The 18,369-nt window shown below is 69.0% G+C and carries 19 protein-coding genes and 1 pseudogene; 9 read left to right on the top strand and 11 right to left on the bottom strand.

Annotated elements, in window-relative coordinates; genetic code table 11:
* Positions 1–82: 82 nt before the first annotated feature.
* From AC3WRN_RS14375 to AC3WRN_RS14350, 6 genes are all read left to right on the top strand, one after another.
* Positions 83–1,852, top strand: a complete 1,770-nt coding sequence (locus tag AC3WRN_RS14375; protein ID WP_492623473.1) for an acyl-CoA dehydrogenase family protein — start codon at positions 83–85, stop codon at positions 1,850–1,852.
* A gap of 23 nt (positions 1,853–1,875) precedes the next feature.
* A complete protein-coding gene (locus AC3WRN_RS14370) occupies positions 1,876–2,292 on the top strand; it encodes an OsmC family protein (RefSeq protein ID WP_492623472.1) in 417 nt (138 codons plus the stop codon).
* A gap of 157 nt (positions 2,293–2,449) precedes the next feature.
* Positions 2,450–2,998: a cytochrome oxidase gene (locus tag AC3WRN_RS14365; RefSeq protein ID WP_492623471.1), complete on the top strand. Its 549-nt coding sequence runs from the start codon at positions 2,450–2,452 to the stop codon at positions 2,996–2,998.
* A complete protein-coding gene (locus AC3WRN_RS14360) occupies positions 2,995–4,482 on the top strand; it encodes a cbb3-type cytochrome c oxidase subunit I (protein ID WP_492623470.1) in 1,488 nt (495 codons plus the stop codon). The genes AC3WRN_RS14365 and AC3WRN_RS14360 overlap by 4 nt, the downstream gene beginning before the upstream one ends.
* Positions 4,454–5,068: an SCO family protein gene (locus tag AC3WRN_RS14355; protein WP_492623469.1), complete on the top strand. Its 615-nt coding sequence runs from the start codon at positions 4,454–4,456 to the stop codon at positions 5,066–5,068. The genes AC3WRN_RS14360 and AC3WRN_RS14355 overlap by 29 nt, the downstream gene beginning before the upstream one ends.
* A complete protein-coding gene (locus AC3WRN_RS14350) occupies positions 5,065–5,643 on the top strand; it encodes a hypothetical protein (protein WP_492623468.1) in 579 nt (192 codons plus the stop codon). The genes AC3WRN_RS14355 and AC3WRN_RS14350 overlap by 4 nt, the downstream gene beginning before the upstream one ends.
* 18 nt (positions 5,644–5,661) lie before the next feature.
* Here AC3WRN_RS14350 and AC3WRN_RS14345 read toward each other — a convergent pair whose 3' ends face one another.
* The 4 genes from AC3WRN_RS14345 to AC3WRN_RS14330 form a co-directional block, all read right to left on the bottom strand.
* On the bottom strand, positions 5,662–5,973 hold the full coding sequence (locus AC3WRN_RS14345; RefSeq protein WP_492623467.1) for an AzlD domain-containing protein: 312 nt from the start codon (positions 5,971–5,973) through the stop codon (positions 5,662–5,664).
* Entirely contained in the window at positions 5,973–6,689 is a 717-nt protein-coding gene (locus AC3WRN_RS14340; protein WP_492623466.1) for an AzlC family ABC transporter permease, read from the bottom strand. Before AC3WRN_RS14340 ends, AC3WRN_RS14345 begins: the two co-directional genes overlap by 1 nt.
* A gap of 98 nt (positions 6,690–6,787) precedes the next feature.
* Positions 6,788–8,014 carry a 5-demethoxyubiquinol-8 5-hydroxylase UbiM gene (gene ubiM, locus AC3WRN_RS14335; RefSeq protein WP_492623465.1) on the bottom strand — a complete coding sequence of 409 codons (1,227 nt, stop codon included), beginning with the start codon at positions 8,012–8,014 and terminating at the stop codon, positions 6,788–6,790.
* Between the two features lie 93 nt (positions 8,015–8,107).
* Positions 8,108–8,347 (bottom strand): hypothetical protein, encoded by a 240-nt coding sequence (locus AC3WRN_RS14330; RefSeq protein WP_492623464.1) that lies wholly within the window; start codon positions 8,345–8,347, stop codon positions 8,108–8,110.
* Positions 8,348–8,818: 471 nt separating this feature from the next.
* Here AC3WRN_RS14330 and AC3WRN_RS14325 point away from each other — a divergent pair, with 471 nt between their 5' ends.
* Positions 8,819–9,481, top strand: a complete 663-nt coding sequence (locus tag AC3WRN_RS14325) for a DUF899 domain-containing protein (protein WP_492623463.1) — start codon at positions 8,819–8,821, stop codon at positions 9,479–9,481.
* A gap of 146 nt (positions 9,482–9,627) precedes the next feature.
* Here the strand turns inward: AC3WRN_RS14325 and cycA are convergent, their stop codons facing one another.
* From cycA to AC3WRN_RS14310, 3 genes are all read right to left on the bottom strand, one after another.
* Complete coding sequence (gene cycA, locus AC3WRN_RS14320) at positions 9,628–11,025, bottom strand: D-serine/D-alanine/glycine transporter (protein ID WP_492623462.1); 1,398 nt, start codon at positions 11,023–11,025, stop codon at positions 9,628–9,630.
* Positions 11,026–11,183: 158 nt separating this feature from the next.
* Positions 11,184–12,083: a c-type cytochrome gene (locus AC3WRN_RS14315; protein ID WP_492623461.1), complete on the bottom strand. Its 900-nt coding sequence runs from the start codon at positions 12,081–12,083 to the stop codon at positions 11,184–11,186.
* 486 nt (positions 12,084–12,569) lie between these two features.
* On the bottom strand, positions 12,570–13,724 hold the full coding sequence (locus AC3WRN_RS14310; protein ID WP_492623460.1) for a GGDEF domain-containing protein: 1,155 nt from the start codon (positions 13,722–13,724) through the stop codon (positions 12,570–12,572).
* Between the two features lie 260 nt (positions 13,725–13,984).
* Here AC3WRN_RS14310 and AC3WRN_RS14305 point away from each other — a divergent pair, with 260 nt between their 5' ends.
* Both AC3WRN_RS14305 and AC3WRN_RS14300 read left to right on the top strand, forming a co-directional pair.
* On the top strand, positions 13,985–14,644 hold the full coding sequence (locus AC3WRN_RS14305; RefSeq protein ID WP_492623459.1) for a glutathione S-transferase family protein: 660 nt from the start codon (positions 13,985–13,987) through the stop codon (positions 14,642–14,644).
* Between the two features lie 51 nt (positions 14,645–14,695).
* Positions 14,696–15,418, top strand: coding sequence for a DUF899 family protein (locus tag AC3WRN_RS14300; RefSeq protein WP_492623458.1), 723 nt, complete (start codon positions 14,696–14,698; stop codon positions 15,416–15,418).
* Positions 15,419–15,460: 42 nt separating this feature from the next.
* Here AC3WRN_RS14300 and AC3WRN_RS14295 read toward each other — a convergent pair whose 3' ends face one another.
* From AC3WRN_RS14295 to AC3WRN_RS14280, 4 genes and pseudogenes are all read right to left on the bottom strand, one after another.
* Positions 15,461–15,826, bottom strand: coding sequence for a YciI family protein (locus AC3WRN_RS14295; RefSeq protein WP_492623457.1), 366 nt, complete (start codon positions 15,824–15,826; stop codon positions 15,461–15,463).
* A gap of 145 nt (positions 15,827–15,971) precedes the next feature.
* Entirely contained in the window at positions 15,972–16,547 is a 576-nt protein-coding gene (locus AC3WRN_RS14290; RefSeq protein WP_492623456.1) for a peroxiredoxin family protein, read from the bottom strand.
* A gap of 282 nt (positions 16,548–16,829) precedes the next feature.
* Positions 16,830–18,200, bottom strand: coding sequence for an FAD-containing oxidoreductase (locus tag AC3WRN_RS14285; RefSeq protein ID WP_492623455.1), 1,371 nt, complete (start codon positions 18,198–18,200; stop codon positions 16,830–16,832).
* Between the two features lie 41 nt (positions 18,201–18,241).
* A pseudogene (locus AC3WRN_RS14280) lies at positions 18,242–18,369 on the bottom strand (IS3 family transposase); the annotation flags it as partial.

Here is an 18,369-nt window from a genome sequence, read left to right as displayed (position 1 = left end):
GGCGCAGGCTGCGTCGATTCGTGGCATGTCCAGCGGCGGTCGAAGTGCCAGAATGGACCTTTGCCCGCCCAGGAGAATGCACGTGAACACGCCATCGCCCGCCGGCCCCGAGCAGCCCGCGCTGCGCAGCGACGATAGCGTCGCCAAACAGCTGTTCCTGGGCAACATCCTGGAAGAAAACCTGTTCCCCTACCCGGAGATCCGCGCCCGCGACCGCGAGATGCTGGGCGCGATGACCGACGCGATCGACCAGTTCCTCGCCGGCAAGGGCGCCGAGCTGAAGCAGTACGACCGCGACGCCGAGCAGCCGGCCGAATTCATCCAGGCGTTGCGCGAGATGGGCCTGTTCGGCCTGATCATCCCCGAGGCGTTCGGCGGCATGGAGCTGTCCAACGGCGCCTATGCGCGCGTGTTGGGCCAGACCAGCAGCCACGACAGCTCGGTTTCGCTGACCATCGGCGCGCACAGCTCGATCGGCATGAAGGGCCTCTTGCTGTTCGGCACCGACGCGCAGAAGCAACGCTACCTGCCACGGCTTGCCACCGGCGAGATGATCGCCGCGTTCTGCCTCACCGAATCCGGTGCCGGCTCCGATGCCGCCTCGATCCGCACCAAGGCGACGCGCAACGGCGACGGCAGCTGGACGCTCTCCGGCGAGAAGATCTGGATCACCAACGGCGGCATCGCCGATTTCTACACCGTGTTCGCGCGCACCGACACGCCGGAAGGCAAGATCACCGCCTTCCTGGTCGAGGCGAAGTGGCCCGGCGTAAGCCACGGCCCGCACGAGGACAAGATGGGCATCCGCGCCTCAAGCACCACCACCGTCGCGTTCGCCGACGTGCGGGTGCCGGCGGAGAACGTGCTCGGCCCGGTCGGCAAGGGCTTCAAGGTGGCGATGAGCATCCTGAACTCGGGCCGCACCGGCCTGGGCGGCGGCGCGGTGGGCGGCATGCGCACGCTGATCCGGCTCGCCTGCGCGCAGGCGAAGGAGCGCAAACAGTTCGGCCAGCCGATCGCCGAGTTCGGTCTGGTGCGCGAGAAGATCGCGCAGATGGCGGTGGACTGCTACGCCGCCGAAAGCGCGGTGTGGATGGTGGCGCACCTGATCGACAGCGGCGGCAGCGACTACTCGGTCGAGGCGGCGATGAGCAAGGTGTTCGCCAGCGAGGCGGTGCAGCGCGCCTCCTACGAGGCGCTGCAGATCGCTGCCGGCAACGGCTTCATGCGCGAGTTCCCGTACGAGCAGATCACCCGCGACACGCGCATCCTGTCGATCTTCGAGGGCACCAACGAGATCCTGCGCCTGTACATCGCGCTGTCCGGCCTGAAGGGCGTGGGCGCCGGCCTCTCAGAACTGAAGGCCGCGGTGGGCGACATCTTCAACGACCCGATCAAGGGCTTCGGCGTGCTCGGCAGCTACACCGGCCGGCGCATGCGCGAGGCCACCGGCTACGGCATCGACCGCATCGCGCACGAATTGTCGCCGCGGCTGCGCAAGGTCGCCGCCACCTACGAGAAGTACACGGTGGAACTGTCCAAGTCCTCCGACGCACTGCTGCGCCGCTACGGCAAGAAGGCGGCCGACCAGCAGCACGCGCAGAAGCGGCTGGCCGACATCGCGATCGACCTGTTCGTGGGCCTGTGCGTGCTGTCGCGCGCCGACAGCCTGGCGAGACAGTCGCACCCGGCTGCCGACGAGGCGGCCAGCATCGCCGAGATCTTCGCCAAGCAGGCGCGCCGGCGCATGGCGCGCAACGTGCGCGGACTGGAGCGCAACGAGGACGAGGCGATCGAGCAGCTGGCCGGCGCGGTGCTCGCGCACGACGGCTACATGTGGGACGTGATCTGAAACCCGCCGAAGGAGAACCCGCCATGAGCATAGCCACCGTCCGCGCCAGCACCGGCAACGCGCCGTATGCGGTCGATTTCACCGACGACCAGGGCAACACCTGGCACGCCGACGAACCGATCGAGGAAGGCGGCGCCAACACCGGCCCCGCGCCGCACAGGCTGCTGCTGTCGGCGCTGGGCGCGTGCACCGCGATCACGCTGCAGATGTACGCGGCGCGCAAGCAGTGGCCGCTGCGCCACGTCGACGTCGAACTCAAGTTCAACCCCGACGGCACGCCCGAGTCGGGCAACGACATCACCCGCGTGATCACCCTGCAGGGCGAACTGGACGACGGGCAGCGCGAACGCCTGCTGCAGATCGCCAACAAGTGCCCGATCCACAAGGTGCTCACCGGCGAAGTGCGCATCGCCTCGCGGCTTGGCGGCGATTCGCCGTAACGCGCTGACGCCACGGCCGTCTGGAAGGCCGTTCCGAAGCGGACTGCGGGCCGGAATCGCGGCTTCCCGCCACTTCCATGCTTCACTCGACCTTGACACCTTCGCCAAGGTGGGAGTAGATGGTGGGCACGTGGCGCTTTCCGGGGAGAGAACGACCATGGTCTTGCAGAACGTGATTTGGGCGATCACGCTGGCGGGGATGGGGCTGGTGGCACTGGGCTTCATCTACGCCATCACGCAGGCCGGCAGGCCGGCCGATACCGCCGAAGCGGAGCGGGCACACCGAACCTCCATGACCTTGCGCCGCGCCTTGTTCGTGGCGCTTTTGCTGTTGGGCATCGGGATCGCCTGGGCCAGCCTGCGGCCCTTTCCCATCCCGTTGCAGCATGGACCGTTGCAGGCGGCGCAGGTGGTCGAGGTGGTCGGCCACCAGTGGACGTGGGATGTCAGCCAGACCCGCCTGAGGGCAGGCGAACCGGTGGAATTCCGGGTAACCGCCAGCGACGTGAACCACGGCTTCGCGATCTATGCCCCGGATGGCCGCATCGTCATCCAGACCCAGGCGATGCCCGGCTTCACCAACAAGATCCTGTACACGTTCCACACGCCGGGCACCTACAGGATCATGTGCCTTGAATACTGCGGCGTCGCACACAACGGGATGACCGCCGAATTCGACGTGGCCCCGCGGGAGGACAAGTCATGAGCTCGCTCGAACTCTACCCGCGGGACGAGAAACTGCCGCGCGGCGAACATGGGGCGTTCAACCTGTACATGGTCACCGCCCTGCTGCTGTTCGTGCTGATGATGCTGCTGGGCCTGACCATGCGCATGACCCAGGCCGACTGGACGCCGATCCAGGCCGCGATGTTCTACAAGGTCATGACGATGCATGGCGCCGGCATGGTCGGCACCATGAGCCTGGCCAGCACCGCGGTGATGTGGTTCTTCCTGCGCAAGTACGTGTCGCTGCACCTGTGGGCGTTCCTGAGCAACTACGTGCTGTTCATGCTGGGCGCGCTGTGCATCATCGGGGCGGTGTTCGTCGGCAACTTCGCCAGCGCGTGGACCTTCCTCTACCCGCTGCCGGTGCACTCGATGGGGCTGTGGAGCAACGGCGCAGCCGCCGTGTTCATGGTCGGCTACCTGCTGATCGGCGTGGGCATGCTGATCTTCTACCTGGACGCCGCGGCGGCGATCATCCGGCGCTACGGCAATCTCGCCCGCGGGCTGGGGTTGCAGTGGCTGTTCGGCGGCACGATCGACCCGACCCATCCCAAGGCCGTCGTTGCCGGCACCATGGTGATCATCGCCAACTCGCTGGGCATCCTCGCCGGCGCGGTGGTGCTGGTGATGTGCCTGATCAATGCCTACGACCCGGAGGTCGCGCTCAACGCGCTGGTGGTGAAGAACCTGATCTACTGGTTCGGCCACATGGTCATCAACGCCACGATCTACATGGGCGTGATCGCCGTCTACGAACTGCTGCCGCGCTACACCGGCAAGCCCTACGGGATCTCGCGGCCGTTCCTGTGGTCATGGGCGGTGAGCACCGTGTTCGTGATCATCGTGTTCCCGCACCACCTGCTGATGGATTACGCCGAACCGCGCTGGATGCTGGTGATGGGCCAGATCATCTCCTATGCAGCCGGCTTCCCGGTGTTCCTGGTCACCGCCTACGGCGTGCTGACCAACATCCACCGCTCCGGCCTGCGCTGGCAGATGCCCTCGATGCTGGCCGTGCTGGCGCTGTTCGGCTGGGCCGCGGGCATCGTGCCGGCGATCATCGACGGCACCATCCGCGTCAACCGGGTGATGCACAACACGCAGTGGGTGCCGGGGCATTTCCACTTCTACCTGCTGCTCGGCGTATTGCCGATGATCCTCACCCTGCTCTACCACGTGGTCGGCAGCCGCCGTCGCGTGCCGGTCAATGGCGGCGCGGATCGCGCCGGCCTGTTCCTGTACGCGGTCGGCGGCATCTGCTTCTGCATGGTGTTCCTGTACGCCGGCCACATGAGCGTGGCCCGGCGCTTCGCCGCGCACCTGCCGGAATGGCTGCCGTACGACAGGGTCGGTTCGGTCGCCGCGATGGTGCTGATCCTCGGCATGCTGCTGTTCGCCACGCGCCTCATCGGCGGCCTGCTCAGGGCGCCGGTCGATGCCGATCCTGCGCACCCTGCTGGCTAGCGTCCTGCTGCTGGTGCTCGGTGGCGCCGTGCTGACGGTCGCCACCGACGGCTTCCACGCGTTCACCAGCGAAACCGCGCGCCGCCTCGCGGTGCAGCGCGACCCGCCGCCGGTACCGGCCGTGCGGCTGGAAACCCAGTCCGGCGCCCGCCTCGACCTGGCCGAACTGCGCGGTCGCTGGGTGCTGGTCGACTTCGTCTACACCCGCTGCCTGACCTGGTGCCTGGCACTGGGCGGCGAGTTTGCGCAATTGCAAGATCGGCTTGCCGCCCCGCTGGCCGACGGCCGGCTGGTTCTGCTCAGCATCAGTTTCGATCCGGTGCACGACACGCCCGCCGAACTGGCGGCCTACCAGCAGCGCTTTCGTGGCCGCGGCCACGGCTGGATCGCCGCCCGGCCGACCAGCGAGGACGGCCTGCGGCAGTTGCTGCGCACGTTCGGCGTCACCGTGGTGCCAGACGGCATGGGCGGCTACGTGCACAACGCCGCGATCCAGGTGGTCGACCCGCAGGGGCAACTGGTGCTGATCCTCGATGCGGGCAACCCGCGGGCCGTCGCGCAAACCATGCGGCGCAAGCTCCCATGAGGATCGCCGGCCGGCAACGCCTGGCCCCGGCCTTCGCCGCCGTGCTGTTCGCGATCCTGCTGCTGCCACCGGTGCGGCACGGGCTGGAAGGCAGCATGACGGCGCAGATGCTGGTGCAGATACCGCTGCTGATCGGGGTTGGCTGGCTGCTGCCCGCCGCGTTGCCGCGATGGCTTGGCGAGGGCATCGCGCGCTGGAACCAGCACGGCATCAGCAGCGTGGTGCTGGCCAGCCTGGCCGGCATGTTCTGGATGCTGCCGCGCTCGCTCGACGCGGCGGTCGGCGAACCGTGGATGGCCGTGGCGAAGTTCGCCAGCGTGCCCCTGCTGATCGGCCTGCCGCTGGGACTGGGCTGGCCGCGCATGGGCTTCGTCGTGCGCGGCGTGTTCCTGCTCGAACTGATCGCCACGTTTTTCCGGCTGGGCTGGTTGTACCTGGTCTCGCCGGTGCGCCTGTGCAATAACTACCTGCTCGACGACCAGCAGCGCGCGGGCGAAACCATGCTGGTGATCGGCGGCGTGATCCTGGCCGGCATCCTGGCCAAGCTGTTGTGGGGGCGCTTCAACTCGGCCTGAAGGGCCACCGGCACGACGTCAGCCAATACCCGCCAGCCGGAGCAGCGCCGCCGCCAGCGCGCCCATGACCACCACCAGCAGGAACGGCGCGCGCAGCCACAATGCGACAGCTGCAGCAAGCAGCGCACCGAGCCGCGCGTCGAACGCCAGTGCCGGGCCGGCGCTGAACGTATTCATCGCAGTCAGCGACGCCAGCAGGCCGATCGTCAGCGTGCCGGCGACGCGGCTCATGTGCTCGTTCTCCAGCCAGCGCGCCGGCACCAGGTAGCCGGCCAGCTTGATCGCATACGCCGCCGCGCTGGCCAGCAGCAGCCATCCCCACAGCGCCATCAATCGTGCTCCCGCGGCGGCGCGGCGGCGCCGTCGTAGCCGGCCGGATCGACGTCCGGCTCCAGTCCCTCGTCCGCCGGCCCGCGGCTGAACCAGCCCCACAGCGCCGCGACCAGCGCGGTGAGCAGGATCGGCACGCCGGGCGGCACCCGCGGCAAGGCCAGCACGGTGGCCAGCGCGCAGACCACGGCCAGCGCCACCGGCTCGCGTGCGCGCAAGCGCGGCCACAGCAGGCCGAGGAACGCGGCCACCGCCGCGCCGTCCAGGCCCCAGCGCCGGGGATCGCCGAGCGCGTCGCCGAGCAGCGCGCCGGCCAGGGTGAACAGGTTCCACAACGCGAACACGCCCAGCCCGGCGGTCCAGAAGCCGCGGCGCTGTTCGTCGGGATCGAGCTGGCCCGCGGCGGTAGCGGCGGATTCGTCGATGGTGACCTGGGCGGCGATCAGCCTGCGCCAGCCGCGCGGCCCGAGCATCCGGTTCATCTGCATGCCGTAGACCGCATTGCGCACGCCGAGCAGGGTGGCCGCGCCGAACGCGGCCGAGCCGGCGCCGCCGCCGGCCACCACGCCGATGAAGGCGAACTGCGAGCCGCCGGTGAACATCAGCGCGCTCAGCGCCACCGTCTGCCACACGCCGAGCCCGGAGGCGACGCCCAGCGCACCGAACGACACCCCGTACAGCCCGGTCGCCACGGCGATCGAGAGGCCGATTTTCACGGCGGGTGATGGGGAGAAGCTCATCCCCGGATCTTATCGCATGCCCGGGGTGGAACCTCACCTCACCGCGTGCGCGACACCTCTCGAATCCGCTCCGGCTACGCCGACCGCTGCGAACGCCGCAGCAACCGCAGCGGCGCCGGGACACCGCCGCGATCGGCGGTGAGACCGGACATCACCAGCCGCCGGAACGGCCCCAGCCGCGCACCGGCGCCCAGCGCCAGCTTGCGCACCACCCGCGCCGGGCGGCGGTCGTCGGTATACAGGCCGGCCAGCATCCGCGTGGCAAGATACAGCGGCCGCGTGGCCAGGCGGTGTTCGCGTTCGTAGCGTTGCAGCAGCGCGGGGTTCCAGATCGGCCGCCCCGCGTCCACCGCCGCGCGCAATTCGCGCGCCAGCGTGGCCTGCCCGAGCAGGCCGAAATTGAAGCCGTGCGCGGTGACCGGATGCATGCCCACCGCCGCATCGCCGATCAGCGCGAAGCGCTCGGCCACGAAACGCTTCGCATACACGCCCACCAGCGGATAGGCGCAGCGCGGGCCGGCCACCTTCATCGTGCCCAGGCGCTGCCGGAAGCGTTCGGCCAGCACCGCCTCCAGCGCCGCATCGCCCAGCGCCAGCAGTTCGCGCATCGCCGGCGGCGGCAGGGTCAGCACCACCGAGGAGGTGTACGCATCGTGCAGCGGCAGCAACGCCAGGGTCTGGCCGACGCCGAACCACTCCCACGCCACCTGTTCGTGCGGCACCTCGTGGCGCATGCGCAGCACCAGCATGCTCTTGCCGAAATCGTGCATGTCGGCAGCGATGCCCATGGCGCGGCGCGTGTCGGAGAAACGGCTGTCCGCCGCCACCACCAGCTGCGCGTGCAACGTGCCGCCGCGGTCCAGACTGACTTCCGCGCCATCGCTGCCGGTGCGCACCGCGCCCACCCGCGCGCCGGTGATGCGTTCGACCTCGGGCAGGCCCGCCACCTCGGCATACGCGGCGCGGCGGATCGCGTGGTTGGACAGCAGCCAGCCCAGCTGCGGCTTGCCGGCCTCGCCGTGGCGGAACATCAGGCCGTCGCGGTCCTCGCCGTCGAGCACCATCGCGTCGCGCAGGGTGCCGATTTCGTCCTCGCGCAGGCGCGTCCACAGCCCCAGCTCGCGCAGCAGCCGCTGCGAATGGTGGGTGATCGCGATCTCGCGCCCGTCGTCCGCCGGCGCCACCAGCGCCGCCTCCTCCTGCCGTTCCACCAGCGCGATGCGCAGGCCGCTGCCGGCCAGCGAACGGGCGAAACACAGCCCGGCGGGGCCGGCACCGATGATCACGATATCGAACGACATGCACCGCGCTCCCATAGGATGACCGCAGCAAGCTATCGGCCCGCGCCGGAGCCAGCGCTGACACCGGTCAAGAAAGCGGCATCGGCAGCCGCGTCAGCCGCCGCAACCGCCGCAGCAGATCGACGGCAGCTGCACCACCTGTTCCGGCGTCACCGGCCAGCCGACCTGCCGCAAGACCTCGACCAGGTCCGCTGTCGTCGCCGAGGCGGATACCCGCAGCACCAGGCCGCTCATGTCGAGATCGACCACCGCGGTGGGGTCGACGTCGAACAGGGCGTCCTGCACCACGCCGGGGTCGGGGGACGCGTCGGTCAGGGCGATATGGAATTCCATCGGACTACCCGTTTCATGGGCACCGCCGCGGTGCCGTTGGCACCGATGTTCGGCAGTACCGGCCGGCGCCACCCTGATCCCGGTCAAGCACGGCTGAGGCAAATTGCCCCACCCGGCGCGGCGGCTGTCGATTCCCTGGCGCGCCATTCGTCGCAGGTACAGTCCCCCGCGAAGGCAATCCACGATGCCTCCCAGGCTCCGTGCCAACTGCAGGGGAACCGATCACATGGCCCAGCCCCCGCGAAGGCAATCCACGATGCCTCCCAGGCTCCGTGCCACCCATTTCTCCTCCTGCTGCCGGAGGGTGCTGGCCGCGCCGGACGAGAACGGCACGCCGTCCGGGCGACGCGGGCCGGACCGTTTCTTCGACAACCCTGTCCGGACGTCACTGCGGAAGATCGTGCCTGCTCGCCTGTACCCGAGGCCGATGGCGACTGAACGCCCCATCCCATGCATCCCGAGGAAATCGCCATGAACCACCCACCCATCGTCACGCGCGAACAATGGCAGGCCGCACGCCGCGCCCTGCTGGCCGACGAAAAGGCGCTCACCCGTGCGCAGGACGCCGTGAGCGCGCGCCGCCGACGCCTGCCGATGACGCGCGTCGACGATGGCTACACGTTCGGCTCGCCCGCCGGCGCGCACACGTTCGCCGAGCTGTTCGAAGGCCGCCCGCAACTGATCGTCTACCACAACATGCTGGCGCCGGATTCGGACCACGTCTGCCCCGGCTGCTCGTTCTACTGCGACCAGATCGGCAACCTGGCGCACCTGCATGCGCGCGGCGTCGCCTTCGCGGTGGTCTCGCGTGCCCGGGTGGCCGAGATCGAGCCGGTCAAGGCACGGCTGGGCTGGAGCTTCCCCTGGTATTCCTGCCACGGCACGAGTTTCCACGAAGACTTCGTCGGCGCCGAGGGCGCGCCGTTCGGCCTGTCGGTGTTCCTGCGCATGGACGAGGGGATCTTCCAGACCTGGTTCACCACCGGCCGCGGCATCGAGTTGCCCATCAGCACCTTCGGCCTGCTCGACGCCACCCCGTGGGGTCGCCAGGAAGCCTGGGAGGACTCGCCCGCCGGCTGGCCGCAGCAACCCACCTGGAGCCAGGTGAAGATCCACGACCAGTACCCCGAATAACCCCGCCTGGAACCCGTGTAGGAGCGCACCCTGTGCGCGAATGCTTTTGAGGGTTGATTACAACCAAAAGCATTCGCGCACAGGGTGCGCTCCTACAGAAATGGCACCCTCACTTCAGCGGAACACCCACCGATCCGACCGACGGATCACTCGGCGGGCAATGCCACGGCGCGGCGCGCCTGGCGCCCCTTCCATGCATAGCCGATCCCCAGCAGCACGAACCACACGGGGCTGGCAATCAGCGCTTCGCGGGTATCCGGCTGCAGGCTCAGCAGCACCAGCACGAATACGAAGAACGCCAGGCAGGCCCAGCACATGAACACCCCGCCTGGCATCTTGTAGATCGAGGCCTCATGCAACTGCGGGCGCTTGCGCCGGTAGGCCATGTAGGCGAACAGGATCAGCGACCACACGAACATGAACAGCACCGCCGACAGCGTGGTGATCAGCGTGAACGCGGTGATCAGGTCGGGGATCAGGTAGATCATCGCCGCGCCCAGCAGCAGGCAGAAGCAGGAGAACAGCAGGCCCAGCGACGGCACCGCCGCGCGCGACAGCCGCGCGAACGTCTTCGGCGCATGCTGTTCCTCGGCCAGGCCGTACAGCATGCGGCTGGTCGAGAAGATGCCGCTGTTGGCCGAAGACGTGGCCGAGGTCAGCACCACGAAGTTGATCAGGCTGGCCGCGGCCGGGATGCCGGCCAGCACGAACAGTTCCACGAACGGGCTCTTGCCGGCTTCCACCAGACGCCACGGCGTCACCACCATGATCGCGACCAGGGCCAGCACGTAGAAGATGATGATGCGCACCGGGATCGAGTTGATCGCCTTGGGCAGGTTGCGCTTCGGGTCGGCCGTCTCGGCGGCGGTGGTGCCCACCAGCTCGATGCCGACGAAGGCGAACACCGCGATCTGGAAGCCGGCGAAGAAGCCGCTCATGCCCTTCGGGAACAGCCCGCCGTCATTCCACAGGTTGGCGAACGAAGCCACGTGCCCCGACGGCGAGCGGAAACCCCAGGCGACCAGCGCAAAGCCGGTCACGATCAGCGCGCAGATCGCAATGATCTTGATCAGCGCGAACCAGAACTCCAGCTCGCCGAACAGCTTCACCGTCACCAGGTTCAGGCTCAGCAGCAACAGCACGCACAGCACCGCCGGAATCCACGGCGCCAGCCCCGGGAACCAGAACTGCGCATACGCGGCGATCGCGATCACGTCGGCGATCGCGGTGATGACCCAGCAGAACCAGTAGGTCCAGCCGCAGAAGAACCCGGCCCACGGCCCGAGCAGGTCGGTGGAGAAGTCGATGAAGGACTTGTACTCGAGGTTGGACAGCAGCAGCTCGCCCATCGCCCGCATCACGAAGAACAGCATCACGCCGATGATCAGGTAGACCAGCAGGATCGACGGCCCGGCCAGGCTGATCGTCTTGCCCGAACCCATGAACAGGCCGGTGCCGATCGCGCCGCCGATGGCGATCAGTTGCAGGTGCCGGTTGGAAAGGCTGCGCCTCAGGTGGTCCGGGTGTTCCAGCGATGCGGTCATGCGGCGCGCCTTGGCGAGGGGAAGGGGCCAACATACAGAAAAGCGGACGCGGCGTGCACTCCCGTCGTGCGCCTGCGCAAGTTTTCGGCAGGCGCCCGCATTTCGAGTCGGTCCGCGCAGGCGGCATCCACGCCGCGCAACGCCTTGCGTTCTTGTCTCTAACCCTGCCCGCGCGGCTTGGCCGGCAGGCCGCGGAGGTAGGCGTACAGCGCGCTGATCTCCTCGTCCGTGAAATACCGGGTCACCCGCACCGGCATGTAGTCGGTCTTCAACCCCCGGCCGCCCGGCGCCACGCCTTCACGCAATGCCTTCCTCAAATCGGCCTCGCTCCAGCTCGCCAGGCCGCTCGGGTCCGGCGTGAGGTTGGCGGCGTCGGGCCAGTCCGGCGGCGTACCGGGGATATGCCCACCGGAGAAACCCGCGCCGTGGCAGCCGGCGCAACCCATCGCCAGGTAGGCGCCGTACGCGGCAGTCGGCCCGACCGCCGGCGGCCGGGCCGGCCGGGCCGAATGATCGACGATCTCCGCCGGCAGCAGCGGCACCTTGCCGGCCACGAACAAGATGCGTCCCAGCGGACCCACGCGGTTCACCGGGGGCGTGCGTCCGACCGCCGGCACGCTGTGCAGATAGGCCAGCAGATCGCCCAGGTCCTCGTCGCTGATGCCATTGAAATCCTGCGCCGGCATGAACAGCAGCGAGCGACCGTCCGGTGCGACGCCATGTCGGATCGCACGAACCCGGTCCACGTCACTGAGCTTGCCGCCCGCACCGCCGGGCGTCAGGTTGCTGCCCGACAGGCGGGCAAACAGCGCATCGTCGATGAAGGTGGCGCTACCCAGGTCTGGGCCATGGCAGTCCTTGCAACCGCGGATCGCGGCAATGTGGTCACCACGCCCGACTGCCGCCGCATCGGTCGGAACCGCCGGCACCGGCGGATCGACCCGGTACACCTTGGCCATGCGCCGCTCGCTCAGCACATAAGCCGAGAGCAGCACCGCCCCCAGCAACACGAGCACGACGACCACCAGGCGGCCAAGCCACTTCCATGCCTTGCGCATAAAGCCCCCTTCCCCATTCCCCATGCGGAAGCGCGCAGGCTAGCGCGATGTCCCATGCCGCGCCATCGGAATCTTGGGCAGGCGTAAGGCCCCCGCCGGCGCGCCATCGTGGTCGCCGCCATGGCATGAACCGGTTCCATGCCAGCGTGAAGCGGTAACAACGGGGGCAGACCCACCCGGAGAGAACCTGACCAGCATTCTGGACGTCCCAACGTGTTTCGGCCGATCCCCGGGCGCCGGACAGTCCGATGAACGAACGCGGTCTTCGGGTGCGGTTTATACACAGGTCCGAGTCGGCGGCATCGGCTCAACAAGACCGTTCATGACCGAAGGAAATCCCCTTGCGGGACGGAAATGCAGTCTGACAATCGTTGCAACGGGAGCGAAAACGCCGCGGTTGCCGGGTCAGGTGCGGGCGCGTCGGGGACATGCAGTCCGGTTGATATTCCCGAGACGGAAAACGAACTCGTCCTTGCCTCGGTCCCTCTACGCCCCCGGATTCCAGGCTACCCGATTGCGGCCCTGGTGCTTGGCCTGGTACAGCGCGACGTCGGCGGCGCTGATCAGGTGTTCGAAATCCGCACCGGTGGCGGTGGCTCCGCCGACGCTGGTGGTGATGTTGATGGCGCGGCCGCCGAACGCCGCCGGCTTCGCCGCCACGGCGGCACGCATGCGCTCGGCCAGCAGGCCGGCGTGCGCGGGCTGGATGGCGGGCAGCACCAACGCGAACTCCTCGCCGCCGTAACGCGCAAACAGGCTGCCGTCAGGCAGGCCCAGGTCGCGGATCACCCCGACGAAATGGCTGAGCACAGCGTCGCCCGCGGCGTGGCCCCAGCCGTCGTTGATCGACTTGAAATGATCCAGGTCGAACATCAGCACGCTGCACGCCTGCCCGCGCGCGCGGCAGGCCTCGACCAGGCGGCCGCCCGCCTCGATCAAGGCGCTGCGGTTGAGCAGGCCGGTGAGCCCGTCGGTGCGTGCCAGCCGGCGCAGGTCCAGGGTCAGCCGCTCGGCCAGCATCAGGGTGAAGCCGGTGCTGAGCAGGAACGAGGACAGGATGCCGAACAGGTAATTCCAGGTGGTGAGCAGTTCGTCGAGCGGCGTGTGCGCCAACAGCCGCGGAAACAGCACCACCACCGAACGCAGCAGGTAGAAGACCGCGTCGATGGCGAAGATCAGGGCGGTGAAGCCGCAGGTGTTGCGCATGTCGCGCGGCGAGCGCCACAACAGCACCCAGATCATCCACACGTCCCAGACCACGCTGTACGCGCCGAACATCAGCGCCGAGACCGTCTGCGTCGGCGGCCACAGGTAGACGCAGATCTGGCAGGCGACGAACAACCCGACGACCGCCAGCGGCCAGCGCCAGCGCAGCGGGTAGCGCAGGTGGATGGCGATACCCATCAGCATCAGCGCATTGGCCAGCGCGATCATGCCGCTGCCGACGATCGTCGAGAGCACGCTGCCGTTTTCGTTCAGCCCCTGGGCGAGCGCGGCGACGGTCAGCACCCAGAACGCGCTGGCCCAGATGCGCAGCGCCGGCAGGCCGCGCAGTACCAGGCCGAGCAGGGTGAAGCTGATCGAGATGGCGATGCCGATGGCCGCGCCGATGACGCCGAGCGTGAAAAGATCGAAGTGCATGCCCATTCCCGTGATACGGACCCGCGAAGCGGAGTCAGCGTGCCGCTTCCGTCGTGCGTACGCGGGACGTTCGGACTGACACCGCGCCCAAGTTAACACGGTGCCGGGGCGGACCCAGCCGACCGCGTCCCCGGCGTACCGTCCCGGCACCGGCTTCCGGCAGTTCCTGCCGGCAGTGGCGGCCACTCGGGACCGGCATGTCGATATCGCACGCGCCCGTTCGTCGCACCGGCAGAACCCCACGCACGAGGCCGCCTGGCATGACGCTCAAGCTCTACGCCCACCCCTTCTCCTCCTACTGCCAGAAGGTGCTGATCGCACTCTATGAAAACGGCACGCCGTTCGAGTGGCGCCTGCTCACGCCGGACGATCCCGCGCTGATGGCGGAGTTCGCGGCGCTGTGGCCGCTGAAGCGATTCCCCATGCTGGCGGACGGCAACCGCACGGTGATCGAGTCGAGCATCATCATCGAGTACCTGGCGCGGCATCATCCCGGGCCGGTGCGGCTGATCCCCGCCGACGCCGATGCGGCACTCAAGGCGCGCACCATGGACCGCTTCTTCGACCAGTACGTGTCCACGCCGCAGGGAAGGATCGTGTTCAACGCCCTGCGCGCCGAAACCGACCGTGATCCCCGCGGCATGGCCGAGGCGCGCGGCATGCTCGACACCGCCTATGCGTGGCTGGACGGCGTGATGGCCGCGCGCCCCTGGGCGGCCGGCAAGGATTTCAGCCTCGCCGACTGCGCCGCCGCGCCGGCGCTGTTCTACGCCGACTGGACACACCCGATCCCGGCGCAATACGCCCACCTGAAGGCGTATCGCCAGCGCCTGCTGGCCCGGCCGTCGTTCGCGCGGGCGGTCGACGAGGCGCGTCCCTACCGCCCGCTCTTCCCGCTCGGCGCACCGGATCGCGACTGAACCGACGCGACCGAACCGGCGCAATGGATACCTGCCTTAGCGGAGACCGCCATGACCCACGCCCATGCTCTTTCCCCCGTCCTCGTTCCCGCCACCGAGCTGGCCGGGCGCAACACCCTGCGTTTCCCCAACGAAAGCGACGCCTACCGCCGCGCGCGCCAGGCCCTGCTCGCCGAGGAAATCGAGCTGCGCCGGCACATCGAGCGCGTCGCCGAGCAGCGCCGCGCGCTGCCGCCCGGCGGCGAGGTGACGGGGCACTACCGCTTCCAGGGCGAACACGGGCCGGCCGATTTCGCCGGCCTGTTCGGCGACAGGCCGACCCTGGTCGTCTACAGCTACATGTTCGGCCCGCAGCGGGCGCGGCCCTGCCCGATGTGCACCTCGCTGCTGGCCGCGTGGGACGGCGAGGCGCGCGACGTTGGCCAGCGCGTGGCGCTGGCCGTGGTGGCGCGCTCGCCGATCGAACGCCTCGCCGCGTTCAAGCGCGAGCGCGGCTGGCGCGACCTCAGGCTGTACGCGGACGTCGACGGGGCCTACAGCCGCGACTACTTCGCCGTCGACCCGGACGGCGGCGACGGCGACCAGGCCGCCTTCAACGTGTTCACCCGCCGCGACGGCACGATCCGCCATTTCTGGAGCGGCGAGATGGGCTTCGAGAGCGCCGACCCCGGCCAGGACCCGCGCGGCGCGCCGGACCTGATGCCGTTGTGGACCATCCTGGACTGCACGCCGGAAGGCCGCGGCACGGACTGGTACCCGAAGCTCGAGTACTGACCTCGCCGTCGGCGGAGACGCGCGGCCGCCGCCGGCCGCCCCTCAGGCCTGCGGCGGCCCGCAGCTCTCATCCAGCTGGCGCACTTCGCACTCGATCTCCCACGCGTCGCCATGCACCCGCAGGAAGCGGCGGGTCAGCTCCAGCGCCTGCTGCATCGAACCGGCCTGCAGCAGCGCATAACCGCCGATCACCTCCTTGGTCTCGGTGAACGGGCCGTCGGTGGTGCCCCGCTTGCCGTGCGACAGCCGCACCCGCACGCCTTCCGCGGTGGGACGCAGGCCGCCGGTATCCAGCAGCGTGCCGTCCGCCTTCATCTGCGCCATCAGCTTGCCCATGTCGTCCATCAGCTGCTGGCTGGGCCTCTGCCCGGTGCTCTCGTTGATCCGGATCATCGAAAGGAATCGCATCGTCGTCACTCTCCCGCGGGTTTACGGCGGAGCCGCATGACCGGACCGCGCCGGCCCGCCCAACGTGCTCCTGCCATGGCGACGAACGGCTACGCGCCGGATCGACACCTGCCGCCGCAGGAGCCCATCCGATGCGATGCCTTACTTACGAAAGCGGGTTCTGCCCTGATACCCCGGCATCCGCCTCGCAACGGCCGTCGGCGCAATGCCCCGCCGCCGGCGCCGCATCCGTTGCCTCGAGGCGTTGCTGCCTCGCCTCGGCCAGCAGGGTGCCGATCTCCGCGCCGAGCAGCAGGTCGTCGTACGCGCCGAACACCTGGCGGCGCAGCCGCCCCTGCGCATCGATCAGGATCGTGGTCGGCGTGCCCTGCATGGCATAAGCGCGCATGGTGCGCGGAATCGGATCGGCGTCCGGGCCGGGCGCGTCGATGCCGACCGGGAAGCCCACGCGATACTCGTGCAGGAACGCGCGCAGCGACTCCGGCCCCATCGCCGCATGGTGCTCGAACACCGTGTGCAGGCCGACCACCGCCAGCGGCGCGCCTTCGAACAACTTCGCCACGCGTTGCGCCTGCGGGATGCCGTGCGCCACGCAGCCGGGGCAAAGCATCTGGAAGGCATGCAGCAGCACCACCCGCCCCCGGAAGTGCCCGAGGTTCAACGGCTCGGGAGTATTCAACCAGGCCGTGGTGCGCCATTCGGGGGCCGGTTCCGGCGTCATGGGAAATCTCCATCCTCGATGTGCGGGCAGGTCCGCAACGTCAATCTGCAGCAGGCACGACTTCAGCCACGCAGCCTACATCTTCCCCGCGCTCCCGGCGGCGTTTCCCTCGCTGGCATGCCGTCGGCCCTGGCGGCGAGTGGCGCCGGACGGGTGCGGCCATGGGTCAATGGCGTGAGGCGAAGTCGCCCGCGGCGACCGGTCGCATGCCGAAGGCGGGTCGTGCAGCAGGGACGGCTATCCGCCGTTCCGGGATCGTGCAGGGCGTGTCCGGCCCGTTGCCTATCCGTCCGGTGCGTGCGCTTCCGCGATCAGCGTGGGGATCAGTTCGGAGACGGTCGGGTGGATCGGCACCGTGCGCTGCAGCTGCGTGGCGGTGGCGTTCACGCTCATCATGTCGATGATGCCGTGGATGGCCTCGTCGCCTTCGACGCCGAGGATCGCGGCGCCGAGGATCGCCTTTGTTTCGGCGTCGACGATCACCTTCATGAAACCCTGCGTCTCGTCCTTCTCCACCGCGCGGCCGACCCGGCCCATCGGCCGCTTGCCGACCAGGAACGGACGCCCACGCTTGCGTGCCTGCGCCTCGTTGAGGCCGACGCGGCCCAGCGGCGGGTCGATGTACAGCGCGTAGCCACTGACGCGCTCGCTGAGCCGGCGCTGCCCGCCGTCGAGCAGGTTAGCCGCGACGATCTCGTAGTCGTTGTAGGCGATATGCGTGAACGCGCCGCGGCCGTTGCAGTCGCCCAGCGCCCATATGCCCGGCACGCTGGTGCGCAATTCGTCGTCGACGGTGACGTAGCCGCGCGCGTCCGTCGCCACGCCGGCCTGGTCGAGGCCGAGGTCGCCGGTGTTCGGCACGCGTCCCACCGCCACCAGCACGTGGCTGCAAGGGATCCGTTCGCCATCGGCCGTCACTGCGAGCGTTTCGCCCTCGCCCGCGAACGCGAGGTCGGCGACGCCGGTGCGGATGTCGATGCCCTCGCCTTCCAGGATCCCGCGCACGGCCGTCGATACATCCTCGTCCTCGCGCCCGATCAGCCGCGGGCCTTTTTCCACCACGGTGACGCGGGCGCCGAAGCGCCTGTACATCTGCGCGTACTCCAGCCCGATGTAGCTGCCGCCGACGATCAGCAGGTGCGCCGGCACGCGGTCCAGGCCCAGGATCGAGGTGTTGGTGAGGTACGGGATGCCGTGCAGGCCGGGCATCTCCGGCACCGCCGCGCGGCCACCGACATTCAGGAAGACCTGCGGCGCGCCGAACCGTTCGTCGCCCACGCGCAGGGTTTGCGCATCCTCGAACCGCGCATGGCCCTCGATCACCGTGCAGCCGTCCATGCCGTCCAGCCACGAGCGCACACCGTGGCGCGCGTTCGCGATGACGGTGTCGGCGCGCGCTTTCACCCTGGCCATGTCGATGCCCACCCCGCCCGCCAGCACCACACCGAAATCCGCGGCGCGACGGGCCATGTGCGCAGCGCGCGCGCTGGCCACCAGGGTCTTGGTCGGCATGCAGCCGGTGTTGACGCAGGTGCCGCCGAACAGCTTGCGTTCGATCAGGGCCACCGACCGACCGGCCCGGGTCAACCGGTTCGCCAGCGGCGGGCCGGCCTGGCCGGCGCCGACAATGATCGCGTCGAAACGGCGGTTCATGACACAACCGCCACGGCCAGCGGCGCCATGCCGGTCGGGTTCTACCCCGTTTTCGCGGACAGTTGAGTTAAGGCCGTAAAGGCCCGGTCCCGAACCTCGATTCTGCGTTGCATTCGGGGATTGTGAAAGCGCTCGATATAGTCAAAGACGTCGGACCTTGCCTCGGCCA

The organism is Rhodanobacter sp. FW101-FHT13A11, assembly GCF_058790335.1.
This window is presented reverse-complemented; position numbering and strand designations above follow the sequence as displayed.